The sequence below is a fragment of the Brevundimonas bacteroides DSM 4726 genome (assembly GCF_000701445.1).
GTDB lineage: Bacteria > Pseudomonadota > Alphaproteobacteria > Caulobacterales > Caulobacteraceae > Brevundimonas > Brevundimonas bacteroides.
The window spans coordinates 22,111-35,039 of the sequence record NZ_JNIX01000003.1 but is presented as its reverse complement, the minus strand read 5'-3'; the positions used below and the strand labels follow the sequence as shown (position 1 = coordinate 35,039).

The 12,929-nt window shown below is 68.3% G+C and carries 10 protein-coding genes; 2 read left to right on the top strand and 8 right to left on the bottom strand.

Annotation, left to right across the window (positions count from 1 at the left end; genetic code table 11):
• Positions 1-36 precede the first annotated feature (36 nt).
• Entirely contained in the window at positions 37-1,269 is a 1,233-nt protein-coding gene (locus tag Q333_RS0101250; RefSeq protein WP_029414932.1) for a glycosyltransferase, read from the bottom strand.
• A 95-nt stretch (positions 1,270-1,364) separates the two neighbouring features.
• Between Q333_RS0101250 and Q333_RS16795 the strand changes: the two genes are divergently transcribed.
• Positions 1,365-2,210 carry an acyltransferase gene (locus Q333_RS16795; RefSeq protein WP_051651035.1) on the top strand — a complete coding sequence of 282 codons (846 nt, stop codon included), beginning with the start codon at positions 1,365-1,367 and terminating at the stop codon, positions 2,208-2,210.
• A 5-nt stretch (positions 2,211-2,215) separates the two neighbouring features.
• Positions 2,216-3,868, top strand: coding sequence for a glycosyltransferase family 4 protein (locus Q333_RS0101240; protein WP_211249675.1), 1,653 nt, complete (start codon positions 2,216-2,218; stop codon positions 3,866-3,868).
• 8 nt (positions 3,869-3,876) lie between these two features.
• Here the strand turns inward: Q333_RS0101240 and Q333_RS0101235 are convergent, their stop codons facing one another.
• Genes Q333_RS0101235 through Q333_RS0101205 form a run of 7 tightly spaced genes read right to left on the bottom strand, consistent with a single transcriptional unit; the run spans position 3,877 to position 12,892 of the window.
• A complete protein-coding gene (locus Q333_RS0101235; RefSeq protein WP_029414929.1) occupies positions 3,877-4,458 on the bottom strand; it encodes a class I SAM-dependent methyltransferase in 582 nt (193 codons plus the stop codon).
• A 14-nt stretch (positions 4,459-4,472) separates the two neighbouring features.
• Positions 4,473-6,194, bottom strand: a complete 1,722-nt coding sequence (locus Q333_RS0101230) for a methyltransferase domain-containing protein (RefSeq protein ID WP_029414928.1) — start codon at positions 6,192-6,194, stop codon at positions 4,473-4,475.
• Complete coding sequence (locus Q333_RS0101225; protein WP_157072323.1) at positions 6,191-7,777, bottom strand: hypothetical protein; 1,587 nt, start codon at positions 7,775-7,777, stop codon at positions 6,191-6,193. The genes Q333_RS0101230 and Q333_RS0101225 overlap by 4 nt, the downstream gene beginning before the upstream one ends.
• A gap of 27 nt (positions 7,778-7,804) precedes the next feature.
• The gene (locus Q333_RS0101220) at positions 7,805-8,857 is read right to left on the bottom strand and encodes a hypothetical protein (RefSeq protein WP_029414926.1); all 1,053 of its coding nucleotides are present in this window, start codon (positions 8,855-8,857) and stop codon (positions 7,805-7,807) included.
• Complete coding sequence (locus Q333_RS16790) at positions 8,854-10,434, bottom strand: glycosyltransferase family protein (RefSeq protein ID WP_051651034.1); 1,581 nt, start codon at positions 10,432-10,434, stop codon at positions 8,854-8,856. The genes Q333_RS0101220 and Q333_RS16790 overlap by 4 nt, the downstream gene beginning before the upstream one ends.
• Complete coding sequence (locus Q333_RS16785) at positions 10,431-12,119, bottom strand: glycosyltransferase family 4 protein (RefSeq protein ID WP_051651033.1); 1,689 nt, start codon at positions 12,117-12,119, stop codon at positions 10,431-10,433. Before Q333_RS16785 ends, Q333_RS16790 begins: the two co-directional genes overlap by 4 nt.
• Positions 12,077-12,892: a methyltransferase gene (locus tag Q333_RS0101205; RefSeq protein ID WP_029414923.1), complete on the bottom strand. Its 816-nt coding sequence runs from the start codon at positions 12,890-12,892 to the stop codon at positions 12,077-12,079. The genes Q333_RS16785 and Q333_RS0101205 overlap by 43 nt, the downstream gene beginning before the upstream one ends.
• Between the last annotated feature and the right edge of the window lie 37 nt (positions 12,893-12,929).

The following is a 12,929-nucleotide window of genomic DNA, read 5'->3' as shown; positions in this document are numbered from 1 at the left end:
CGTCCCCTGGCGATCACAAGTGCGGCATAGCTTGCCTCAGGCCGGCCCGATCATCTCCTCGACCAGCGCCATCCATTTTGGCACCCCGACGGTCTCGCGGTCGAACAGCCTCAGCGCCTTCTCCCGCGCCGCTTTGCGCATCGCCTGATAGCGGTCGGGGTTCTCGCAAGCGTCGATCATGGCCCGCGACAGGGCGGGAACGTCGAAGAAGTCGAGCAGCAAGCCCTCCTCGCCCGAGGTGATCGCATCCCGCACCGGCCCGGTGTCCGACCCCAGGATCAGGCACTCGCAGGCCATCGCCTCGACCAGCGACCAGGAGAGGACGAAGGGATAGGTGTAATAGACATGGGCCCAGGACATCGACAGGGCCTGCACCATCATGGCGTGGTCGACCTTGCCAGTGAAATGCACCCGGTTCAGATCCAGCCGATCGCCGACCTCGGCCAGCATCTTGCCCTTCCAGGTCTGGCCATCCGGCAACTGGCCACCATAGCCCGTGCCCTCGCCCCCGATGACGATGACGTGGGCGTCCGGCCGCGCCGCCAGCAGCTCGGGCAGGGCGCGCATGAAGATGTGAAAGCCCCTCAGCCGCTCGAAATTGCGATTGATGAAGGTGATGACCGGCGTCGACCCGTCCAGCATCGTCCCGTTGGGCATCTTCAGCCGCGCGCCCGGCTTTTTCGAGGACTTCGACATGTCCACGCCCTCGTGGAACACGCGGATCATGGGCTGGAAGGCTCTTGGGTGCGTCGAGGCCTGGAACGGCGTTGGGCAGACAATCACGTCAGCTGTTGAACAGGCTCCCGCCATGCCGATGTTCTTGGCGCTGGAGCGCAGGAAATCCGGGAAGGAGCGGTTCTCGAACTCCAGGTCGAAGCCCACGTCGGCGCCGCGGGACTTGTAGAAGAACTCTCCAAACAGGATGATCGGCACGCCGGGGAAGACCTCGTGCATGTGGATCGTCTCACCCCAGCCGGGGTGGCCGATGATCAGGTCCGGGACGAAGCCATCGGCCTTGAACTGGGCCGCGAGATGCGCGGCGGCGTCGGCGCGAAGGAGGTCTGCCTCGGCCCGCGTGGCCGGCTCGAAGATGCCGGGCGTCGAGCCGCGCGACAGCTTCCAGCGGCGGACGTCGATCCCCGGCCGGTTCTTTCCGGTCGGTCCGGCGACCGCGGCGACCTTGTATCCGGCCTTCACGCAGGCGTCGGCGATGTGGGGAAACTGGCCCGGAAAGTTCTGATGGATGAACAGGATGCGCTTGGCGGCCAAGGCGGTCTTCCGATGATCGCGCCCGGCTCGGCGCACCCTGTCTTGTGACGGATGAAACGGGCGGGTCAACCGTGCGGCCGTGGAAGCGTTGGCGGATGGAGCCGCGGTCGATAGTGTCGGCGGCGATGGCGAGCCGCAGATCCCCCGCATTCGATCCCGATGTCGTGCCGTTCGAGGCGGGCGTCTCTACGCGAGGCGAGGGCAATGTCGTCGATCTGGCTCCCGACGCGACGCTGACGGGGCGCATCGAGGTGGTGGGGACCGGCAACCGGGTCCAGCTGGCCTCCGGCGTGCTGGTCGAGCGCTATGCGCCCGCCGGGTTCGGGGCGACGGTGCCCGACATCGGCCGCCGGTCGGACGCCTCGATCCAGATCGAGGGCGATGACAACGTCGTCGAGATCGCCGAGGGCGCACGGCTGGGCATGACGATCGTGGTGCGCGGCAACGGCAACCGCATCTCGATCGGCCGGGATTGCTGGCTGCACGGATTTTCCAACCTGATCACGGATCGCGCGACCCTGATCGTCGGGGCGACGACGACGATGGTGCAGGGAAGCCTGCAACTGCACGAGCCGCTGACCCTGAGGATCGGCGAGGACTGCATGATCTCGTCGCAGGTCTATGTGTCGGTCAGCGACATCCATCCGATCCACGATCGAACGACCGGCGCGCGCATCAACGCCGGGCGCGCAGTCGAGATCGGCGACCATGTCTGGCTGGGTCTGCGCACCATGGTGATGAAGGGCGCGCGGATCGGCACGGGGTCGGTCACAGCGGCGGGTTCGATCGTGTCGGGCGAAGTCCCGCCCCACTGCATCGTCGGCGGGGCCCCGGCCCGGGTGATGCGGCGCGACATTCGCTGGAGCCGGGACCTCGACCCTGACGCTCCGGTCGTGGAAGAGGCCCCGCGTCCGCGGGGCTGGCGGCTGTTCGGCCGATGAGGCGCATGGCCGTCTACCACCCCGCCGGCCGGGCCGGACGGGGATCGAACGTCTTCGGCATGCAGGTCGCCAACGTCGAGCTGTTCCAGGCGGTCGCGCGCCACGGCGGTCTGGACCGACTGGACGTCCTGACCCACGTCGAGGTCACGGGCGAGCAGATCCGCGACGGGCTGCTGGGGCCGCAGGGCGGGGTGACTGACATTCAGGCCACGCTGGTGATCAATCAGGCGCGCGCGCGGGACGCCGGCGCGGTCCTGCGCGGCGGGCCCAAGATCGATGAGCTGGCCTGGGTGCGCCGCTATGTGGTGGGTGAGACGGCCTACAGCCTGATGGGGTTGATCCACACCATCGCGCCTCCGGCCATGCGCCAGGAGATCGCCATGGCCTCGATCGGGCCGGTGCATCCCTGGGACGCGGTGATCTGCACCAGTCCGTCCATCCAGTCGGCCATGGTCCAGATGTTCGACGAGTGGGAGGCCTATCTGGCCGACCGCTTCGGCGGGCGCGCGCCGCCGCGGCCCCAGTTGCCGCTGTTGCCGCTCGGTGTCTATGGCGACCTCTTCACCCAGGCCGCGGACCGGCCGGATGTGCGCAAGGCGCGTCGGGCGGCAATGGGCGTGGCCGAGGGTGACATCGTCGTCCTGTGGGTCGGCCGGTTGTCCTTCTTCGAGAAGGCCTTTCCCCAGCCGATGTTCCGGGCGGTGCAGGCGGCGGCGAAGGCGACGGGCGCGCGGGTCCACTTCGCCATGGTCGGCTGGTTTCCCGGCAAGGATGAGGACGAGACACGCTATCGGGAAGCCGCCGCCGCCTATGCGCCCGATGTGGCGCTGCACCTGCTGGACGGCAACGATCCGGGGCTGGTGAAGGAGATGTGGGCGGCGTCGGACGTGTTCATCTCGCTGGTCGACAACATCCAGGAAACCTTCGGCATCACGCCGCTGGAGGCGATGGCGGCCGGACTACCGGTCATCGTGTCGGACTGGGACGGCTATCGCTACACGGTGCGGGATGGAGTGGAGGGGACGCTGGTCCCCACTCTCGGAGCGCCGGCCCATGACCTGCTGCAGGAGCCGACGACCAGTCATGGCCTCGGCATCACCTCCTACCAAAGCTACGTCGGGACCATCGCCCAGCACACGGCGGTGCATGTCGGACGCGGCGCCGAGGCCCTGGCCGCCTTGATCCGATCGCCGGAGTTGCGTCGCCGCCAGGGCGAGGCGGGGCGCCGACGCATCGCCGAGACGTTCGATTGGCGCGTGGTAGCCCCTCACTACGTCGCCCTGGCCGAAGAGCTCTCGGCCATTCGCATGGCCGCCCCCGAACGGCCGCGCAAGCCGCACCCTCTGAAAGGCGATCCGTTTCGGGACTTCGCGGGTTTCGCCAGCCGCGTGCTGGGTTTCGACGACCGGCTGTCGATCGCGCCGGACGCCGGTCAGGCGGACCTGGAACGGGCGGCCGGGGTCGAGCTCGATCAGTTCGCCTCCAAGCGGCGGGCAACGCCAGACGAGGAGCTCCGTGTCCTGACGATCTTGGGCGAACGCGGCGACGCCACGGTACGCGCCCTGCTTCAGGCGTTTCCGGTCGAGCGGCGCAAGCGGCTGATGCTCAGCCTGATGTGGATGGCCAAGGCCGGCATCCTGGACTGGCGGCCGGATTAGGCGGCCCCTTAGGCCGCCGGACCACTCCACGGCTTCACAGCGCGCACCTGGATGTGCAGTTCCTTGACCACGTTCCAGATTTCGTTGGCGGCCTTGCGCAGGCCCGCGCGGTCGATCTCGCCCTGGCGCTCCTTCTCGACCCAGGCATTGTCGTAGACCTGGACCATGCTGACGACCTCAAAATCGACGCCCAGCGCATAGGCCAGCATAGTGTAGTTGGCGCGCCGAGCGATCCAGTCGTCGTTCTTGGCCTTGGACATCATCTCGAAGGTCAGAGGCGTGAACGCCCGCACATGGGTCGGATCTGACCAGTAGGTGTCGTGCCGGAAGTGGGGCACATGAATCTCCAGGACGCCGCCCGGCTTCAGCACGCGATAGAGCTCGCGCATGACGGCGCGGAAGTCGGCCAAGGTCGCGCCGACGTGTTCCAGCACATGCTTCATCAGGACGTGGTCGAACTGATCGTCCTCGAACGGCCAGGGGAAGGTCTCGATGTCCATCAGGACGTCGGGCTCGCATTCCTTGAAGCCGTCGGCGTTGATCCAGCCCTCACGCTTGTCGAAGCCGCAGCCGAGATTGAGTTTGGCCATGCAGGGACGCTCGCTCAGGCGGTGACGGGAGAGGGGGCGGTCATGGCCGCGATCCGCGCCTGCCGCGCGCGCTCCAGATCGTCGCGGCGCGCGACCAGGTCGCGATAGAAGGCCTCGCGCGCCGGTGTGGCGAAGGCGTGCATGCGGCGGGTCGAGGCGTGGGCGCGGCCCAGATCACGGCGACGCTTCACCTCGTCGGGCGAGGCGAGCAGGGCCAGCAGGGCGTCCTTCCATTGCTGCGGCGTGTCGGCGAAGACGGCGAAGTCGCCGTGGGCCGGATCGACGTCATAGATGATCCGTGAACAGATCGGCACGACCCCGGCCGAGGCGCATTCGACCAGCTTCAGATCCGATTTCAGCCGATTGAAAGGCGTGTCGGAGAGCGGCAGGAGCGCGATGTCGCATTGCGCCAGCACCGCCATGAAGCGGGCGTGCGGCAGGGTGGGGTGGAAGGTCTTGGACGCCCCGGCGGGCAGAGCGTCGAAGAAGGTCTGATCGTGGACCACGACCCATTCGATGCGATCAGCGTAGGCCTGCGCCAACTCCATGATCTGGTCGCGCACGGCGGCCCAGTCGTCCTCGCGGTTCAGGGCCCCGAAGAAGACGCGCATACGGGCCCCACCCTTGGGCGTGGGGGGTGGGGTCTCGGGCAGGCGGAAGGCCTGATTGGGGAAGACGGCGACGTTGGGGTTCCACTGCCGGATCATCTCGGCGAGCGGTTCGGTCGAGACGGTCACGGCGTGAACCCCGCGAAACGCGCGGAAGTCGGAGTTCACATAGCCGGGCCAGTGGTGCGGATCGTCGTCGATGTCGGAGACGATGGTCCAGCCCTTCTTCGCCAGACCCTCGACGTGGGCGATCATCGGCGCGTCGGCGAGGAAGGAGCGGTGAAGGATGAAGACGCCGGGATCGGCGCCGCCCGGCAAGACGACGGTGCCGGCCCCCCAGGTGGCGCGCACCGACGGAAGGCTGGCCAGCGCGGCCAACGGGTGATCGACACGGGCGTCGGTGACGCCGCCAACCTTCTTCAACCCCAAGGCCGCAATGGCGATGCGGGGCGGCAGCGGCCCATTCACGCCGCGCAGAACCCACTGAAAGGCCGAGAGATCCCGCTTGGCCTTTGCCGCGTCGCCGCCGAACGCCAGCGCCGCCGGCGTCAGGGCCTTGATGGCCGCCTCGGTCTTCTCGGGCCACAGGACGCGCGGGTCGGCGTCCAGCGGGCTCCACCCGGCCTGGGCCAGCATGTCGACGGCGGTGTCGCGGCTGAAGAAGCGCAGGTGCGTCCGGTCCAGCAGGCCGGCATCGGCGTAGTTCCAGCGGCCCAAAAGCTGTTCCCTCACCAGGCTCCAGTGGCCGACATTGGGGATGCAGACGGCGCAGACGGCCCCCGGCTCCATCCGCTCCCGCAGGGTCTTCAGCACCGACCAGGGGTCGAGCAGATGCTCCAGCACGTCGCCGAAGATCAGGACGTCGAACCTGCGATCGCCTCGGCGGGCGTCGAGTTCGGCCAGCACCGTCGCATCCTCGATGCTGCCGAGCACGACTTCGTTCAGCACCGTCTTGGCTTCTTCCGCCGCCTCGGCGAACAGCTCGACGCCCCAGTATTCCGCCGCCGGATTGATGTCGCGATAGGCGCGGGCGAAGCCGCCGGTGCCGCAGCCGATTTCCAGCACGCGCTTGGCCGTGACCGGAATTTTGGCCAGAAGATCGGGATTGGCGTTGCTGTAGTAGGTCACGGTCGGCCCTTCGTCAGAGCCTTGATCCGCTTGGCCGCGACGCGCAGCGGCCGGGTGGCCTTCCAGCTGGCGCTGTCGGTCATGCGCGCCATCTGCGCCTCAACCGCCGCCAGCCGTCGACCGAGGTCGGTCTCGCGCTCCCGCGACTCCTCGAGAGCCTGCTCCCGATCCTCCAGGATTGCGGCCTGCTCGGCCAGCCGGGTCTCTAGCCCCGCCAGCCGGTCCTCGGCCTCCCGGCGACGCTCCGCCTCGACCTCAACGGCGGCGCTCACCGCCTCGTCGCGCAGCCGGCGGGCGTCGGCGATCTCGGCCTCCAGCGCGTTCAGACGGGCGCGGGCCTCGTCGGCTTCGGTGCGCAGCCGCGCGACTAGCTTGCGCTCGGTCTCCAGCGCCTCGACCAGTTCGCGGTTCTGCACTTGCTGACGAATGGCGCGGGTCTCGGCCAGGCCGATTTCGTGGCGCAGGCTCAACACGCCCTCGACTTCCGTGCGGAACAGCTCCGCCTCCTCGCGTGCGCCGGTCAGTTCGCTGGTCAAATGGGCCACCATGTGGCGCGACGCTTCCCAATGGCGGCCGCTGTGATCGGCCTCGGCGTGAAACTGGTTGGCCAGGTCGCGCAGAGCCGCGTTTTCCTTTCGCAGGTCGGCGATCTCCTGCCGCATGGCCGGAACCGAGTCCGCCTCGGCGCGCAGATCACGTAGCGCGGGCGAGACCAGCCGGGCCAGCCGCTCCAGCTCCACCACCGCGTCATCCAGTTGGGTCGCGTCCGGTTCGACGCCCTTGGCCGCGGCCCGCATCCAAGACAGGGTGGTGAGCGCTCCGGACCACAAGTCGCCGCGTGCCGCCAGATCGGCCTCGCCCGCGCGGTGGTGCCGCTGGTCTGGCGACAGGAAGCCGTCGATCTCGGATTGCGCCTTGGGCTTCAGCGGCGGCAGGGCGTCGGCGGACGCCGCCTGCACCCTTGCCAGCACAGCGCGCCAGTCGGTCAGCAGGTCGTCGTAGTCGACGAACAGCCGAGACAGGCCGCGCGTGTCCCTCTCGACCGACAACATATAAGCGGCCCAGGCCATGACGGCGGCGGCCTCCGATGCATCGCCGCGCGCCATGATGGAGGCCGCGACCTCCAGCGGGTGGCGCACCATGATGACATAGACGGGTCTGCGGCCCTCGGCCTTCAGGGCCTCGTCCCAAAAGCGGATGATCAGAGATGCGCGCGGGTCCTTCAGCACGGCGGCGGAGGCATCGGCGTAACCGTCAGCGACGAAGGCGCGGGCCTCGTCGATGAAGTCGGCGCGGCGCTCCCAGACCGCCGGACTGACGCGATGCCCGAAGACGTCGTCCCAGCGCGACCCGACCGACGCCAGGATGCGGTCGTTCAGCCCCACCATGTCGGCGGGTTCCCAGAAGCCTGTGGGGTTGTCAGGGCCGGGCTGGATGATGTTGCCGGGAAGCGCCCCGCCCGCCAGCGACAGCAGCCGCGCCATGGCCGAGGTGCCGCTGCGATGCATGCCCGCGACGACCAGGGCGGTCCGCGTCGTCGTCGCCGACGGACGCGCGCTGGCGGTCTTGGTTCTGACGGCCATCATCGGCTCCTTCCTCACCTCAGAGGGTTAGGCGACGGACGTCGGGGGGGTCAACAGACCCTCGCCCTGCAGCCAGGCGTGGTAGGTGTTCGGACCCGTCCGGAAAGGGTCGGGGAAGGCCGCCTGCAGGTCGGCCCGGCCGCGATAGAGGACGCGCCAGTCCTTCCTGATCGGCATCCCATCGTCGAACGTGCCGAAGGCCCACCAGCGGGGCGGGATGCGCGGATCGTGGGCCTCGGCGATGAGGCGTTTGTACCAGTTCCAGATCTCGTGGACCTCGAAGTTCGTCCCGGCGTAGCGGCGGGTCATGGTGTCGCCGGTCGGGCCCAGCTTGGTGAAGTGCCAGAACCGCAGGGGGCTGCCGTTGACCGTGATCTGGCCGTCCTGGCCGATGGCGACCTTGCGCTTGGACAGGTTCCAGCTGGCGACGTTGTAGCCGGGGTCGCGCAGGACGTGGAACCGGTCGAAGAAGGCCGGGACGTGGTCGCACCAGCGCTGATCGACGAACAGGCCCTGGGGGATGTCGTCGTGACAGAAGGCCAGCAGCCGGTCGTTCCACCACCGGGCGAAGCGCGCGCCCTGGCCAGTCGTGCGGATGGCGACGAAGCCCAGGTTGAAGATGCCGGTCCGCAGGGTCGCCAGTTCGTTGTCCAACAGGGCCTGAAGCTCGTCCTCGGGCTCCAGCAGGTGCGGCGTCAGGAGGCCATCGTGGGACTGCAGCGCCTCGACCAGCGGCGACAGGTCGTTCAACAGCGCCGTGTCCGGATCGAGGTAGATGACGATATCGGCCGCGTCGGCCTCGCAAGCCTGATGCAGGAAAGGGCCTTTGACGGCCGTGCAGGCCTCGACGATGTCGTGACCAAACAGCCAGCCCTCGCCGCGAGGGATGTTCAGATCCTCGAACCAGACGATTCGGTCGAACGGCTCGGCCGAAGGGTCGAAGGCGATGCCCGGCGGCGGTCGGTCGGTGATGACCGCGACGCGCTCCCAATCCGGATGGTGCTTCTTCAGCGTGCCGAACAGGACGCGCGCCCGGTCCAGATAGGCGAAGGTGAAGCTGGAGAAGACGAGCACCCTCACGCGGCCGCCTCCGCCGTCAGGTCCGCGACCATCCCGCTGAAGATCAGGTCGGACAGGATCGGCTTGCGGTTGACGCGGGACAACCCGCCGACCGCGCCTGACGCGAAAAGGTCGAACAGGGCGGCTTCGCTGCCGAGCACGGTTCCGCGCGAGGCATCGCCCGCGACAAAGGCGGCGACGTTGCCGGAGGCCGGTCCGGTCAGTACGGCCGCGCCCGCCGCCGCGGCCTCGTGGGCGGCGATGCAGAAGGTCTCAGGCCAAAGAGACCAGATCAGGGCGACATCGAGATCGAGTTTCTCGATGGCCGGGATCATGGGTTGGGGCGCCGCCGGCGTGGGGACGACCTTGGTGAAGCGCGCGACCACGCGCGGCTCCCGCACCGCCGACAGGTGATGGAACTCGTAACGAGAATCTCGGCCGAACCGGGCGACCAGATCGGCGAAGATCGGCCAGCCCTTGTGCAGCGCCGGCATGCCGAGGAAGCCGATCCGGAGCGGGCGTTTGCGCGCAGAGACCTTGGGCGCGGGCTGGTCGGCGCGGGGCTCCAGCCGGGCGTGGGGATGCACCACTTCGGCCGCTGCCCGAACCGGGAAACGCGAGCGCCAAAGGCTCAGCGCCACTTGCGAGGGAGCGACGGCGGTCAGGGCGAAGCGCTGAAAAAGCTCGACATGTGTCGGCAACTGAACGCGCCGACGACGGCCGTAGCTGCAGACTTCGCAGGCGGTGCTGTCCGGAGACGGCGCGCCGCAGAAGGCTACGTCGTCGCGCATCAACGCATAGCCTGCGCACAGGCTGGCGTAGTCGTGCAGCCAGAAAAAGCCCGACGTCATGCCGAGCCTGGCCAACAGGCCCGACAGGGGCTCTGCCGCATGGCCGATCAGGCTGTGTATGGCGAAGACGTTCGCCTGTCCGGCCATGACCGGGGCCAGGATCGCCGCGACGGTGTCATGCGCGTGATGTCCGGCGAAGACGCCGTCGACGACCACGCCCAGCGTCGGCCGCTCGCGCTCGATATCGACCACCACCGCGGTGGCGCTCGGGAACAGATGGATGTGCGTCAGGTCCTTGCGTCGCTGGGCTTCGGCTTCGAGCCGGATGCACAGTTGAACCCCGCCGACGCCGGAGCCGAAGTCGTCATGGCTGACGGTGACGTGAAAACCGTGTCGTTGGCCCACCGCCCCCAAGGCGTCATTCAGCCGTTCAGGCGGATCGGGGGCTCGGTCAGGCAGGGCCAGGCGCATCGACCGCATCCGCTCCTCCAGCGGCTTTTCGGCCCACAGCACTTCGTACTGATAGCCCAGGCCGTGGTCGGTGGCCCGTCCCTCGGCGCGCCCGTCGGTGACCCAGTGGACGAAGGGGTCCATCCCCGCCTCGCCTACGTCCAGATGGAGCGCCAGATACCGCTTCATCGAGAAGTCGGGGCGAGGATCGCGGCCCTCCTCAGCGCCATAGGTCAGGAAGTGCAGAAAGGGGTCGATCCCGGCCTCGCGCACGTCCTTGTTGGCCGCCAGATAGAAGTCGGCGTCGAAGGCCTCGCGGACCTTCTTCTGAACCTCCGGCGACAAGTGCAGCGTCAAGGCGCGGCCCGCACGATGTCGAGCTTCATCAGCCACATCAACGCCTTCCAGCTGCCCGGCGTTCGGCCAACGGCGTTCAGCAGCGACGCCACGGTCTGGCCGCCCTTGGCCGCCTCGGCGTGGACGGCCCGGATCGTGGCCTCGGGCAGCACCTGATCGTCGACGACATAACGAACCATATGCAGGTCCAGGAACCTGTCGAGGCCTCGTTCGTCGAGCGGCTGAGCTTGAATCTTCCATTCCTCGCCGACGTGGTTGGTCGGATAGTCCTGGAACAGATCGAAGGGGTCGGGTCGGATCGGGAAGGCGATGGGGGGCCGCTTGCGCAGACTCGCCGCCGTCCTTCGGAGCTCTCCCAACTCGGCCGCGAAATCACAGTAGCGATCCAGGATCACAGGCCAGTCCAAGTCCGCGACGGCCCGCGCACGCCCGGCCTCGCCCATACGGCGGCGCAGATCAGGATCCGACGCCAGTTCGATAATGCGCTGGACCAGAGGCTCGAACGCCACGACGGTCGCCATGCTCGCCCGGCCGATGAAGAAGTCATAGGTGTCGCCGCCGGTCACGTGGCGCAGCGCCAGGTCAACCCCCGCGCCAGAGCCGGGGCCGGGTGTGAAGGTCGGCAGGCGGAAGCCGTCGACGCCGTCGCGTACCGTGTCCTTGTAGCCGTTCCAGTCGCTGACGAGATTGGGCAGTCCCGCCGCCATCGCCTCGACCGGGGTCAGACCGAAGGTCTCCTGGATATTGTCCGACAGGCTGGTGAAGACATCCGCGGCCTTCCAGGCGTGGTCATAGGCGACGCTGTCGGCGCCATCGACCTCGATGAAGCGGACCGACGGGGCCAGCTCGGCGCGGGCCTTACGGTAACCCTCGGCCACCTTTTCGTTGGGCCAGACGCCCGCCTCGATGCAGACGATCGGGTGGCCGACCCGCGCCTGCGCCGCCTCGACGGCGCGATAGTAGATCGCCGGATTGGCCTTGCCGTGGAAGATCAGTCGTCCGGCGAACAGGAAGACGACCTCGTCGGCCCCGACGCCAAGCGCGGCGCGGGCCGTCGCGATCTGCTCCGGCGTGCGGGCGCAGGACGGGGCATCGACTCCCAGCGGGATGACCTTCATCGACGGCGTGTTGAAGCGGGTCGCGCCGATGTGCTCGATCTGCCATTCGCGCATCTCGGCCTGCAGCCGTTGAGCGACCGACAGGGCGACGCTGGAGGTGCAGATCAGTCCGTCCCAGGGCTGGAACGGCGCGAGGATCAGCCGCGACAGGCTGTCCATGCCGGCCTCGGAGGACAGGGTGTGGGTCACCCCGAAGAGGCTGTAGGCCGTCGGACCCCGGGTGTTGCGCGCATGCGCCAGGTCCAGCGTCATCGGGGCTGGATAGTAGACGGCGCCCAGCTGCTCCAGCACTGCGTCGCCTGGTATCGGCCGCCACCGGACCGTGCCCGTGTGCCCGTCGCGCTTCAGCTGCTGGGCCATCGCCGTACCCGAGGCGCGGTTGGCGCCGAAGCCGTGGATCTCCCCGTCGGGCCAGCGGCGCGCCACACCCTTCATCAGTGCCTTGCCGGCGCTCTGACGGCCCATGATCTTGGCCGCCGTCGAATAGGCGTCGCCAGCGTAGTAGAGGGCGAAGTTCGGACCGTTCAAGCCGCCGCGCTCCAGCCCTTGGGCCGCATGACGAACCACGGCGTCTGTGTCGCCCGGAACTCCCAAGTCGCAATCAGCTGATCCAGATGCGGCAGCTCCAGCAGCCAGCCGGGCAGGTCCGAAACGCGCGGCCCGGTCGACCGCAGCTGGATGTCATGGGTGGCGGTGAAGCGCGCCAGCATGGTCGCGACGATGTCGGGATGCTTTTCCGGATGGGTCTCCATGACGATCGCCAGCCGGGCCAGCGCCGGCCATTGATCGGGGCGCATGATCTCCTCCTCGAACCCTTCGGTGTCGATCATCACCAGCGTGCGGCGATCAGCGAAGGTCTCGAACATGTCGCCGGTGAAGGTCTCGCCGATGTGGACGCGGTCGGCGACGCCATTCTTCGCCGCCAGACCCCTGCAGCTCTCGCGAGCCTTGGCGTCGGTGTCGTAGGCGTGAACGGTGACGTCGGGCATCAGCCGGGCCAGACCCACGGCGTAGTAGCCTTCCGCGCAGCCGATATCGACGACGGCGTCCAGCCCCTCCTCCGCGAAGGCCCGCAGGTCGTCATGCAGCTCCTGCTCATAGCAGCCCAGCAGCCGGGGCAGCAGACAGCCCTCGGTGGAGTGGTCCAGGTACTCTATGCCCTTGAACAGACCGCCATAGATGGTCAGGCCGTGATGACGGACAAAGACGCTGCCCAGCACGGTGCTGCGCCATTGGCCCATGTGTCGGAACAGGGCGTTGAGGTGACGCGGCTGCTCGAGGCGCTCGTCCATGGGCAGATGCGCCCGGATCGCCGCAGCCGTCGCCTTCGATCCCGCCATGAAGCCAACTCCCCTGCCGTCGCCGTCGCGTGGCGCA

Bases quoted from the DNA above. Each gene is read 5' to 3' on its own strand.
- Q333_RS0101205 (WP_029414923.1), bottom strand. From the start codon at position 12,892: ATGGCGGGATCGAAGGCGACGGCTGCGGCGATCCGGGCGCATCTGCCC.
- Q333_RS0101225 (WP_157072323.1), bottom strand. From the start codon at position 7,777: ATGGCCGTCAGAACCAAGACCGCCAGCGCGCGTCCGTCGGCGACGACG.
- Q333_RS0101235 (WP_029414929.1), bottom strand. From the start codon at position 4,458: ATGGCCAAACTCAATCTCGGCTGCGGCTTCGACAAGCGTGAGGGCTGG.
- Q333_RS0101240 (WP_211249675.1), top strand. From the start codon at position 2,216: ATGGCCGTCTACCACCCCGCCGGCCGGGCCGGACGGGGATCGAACGTC.
- Q333_RS16795 (WP_051651035.1), top strand. From the start codon at position 1,365: ATGGAGCCGCGGTCGATAGTGTCGGCGGCGATGGCGAGCCGCAGATCC.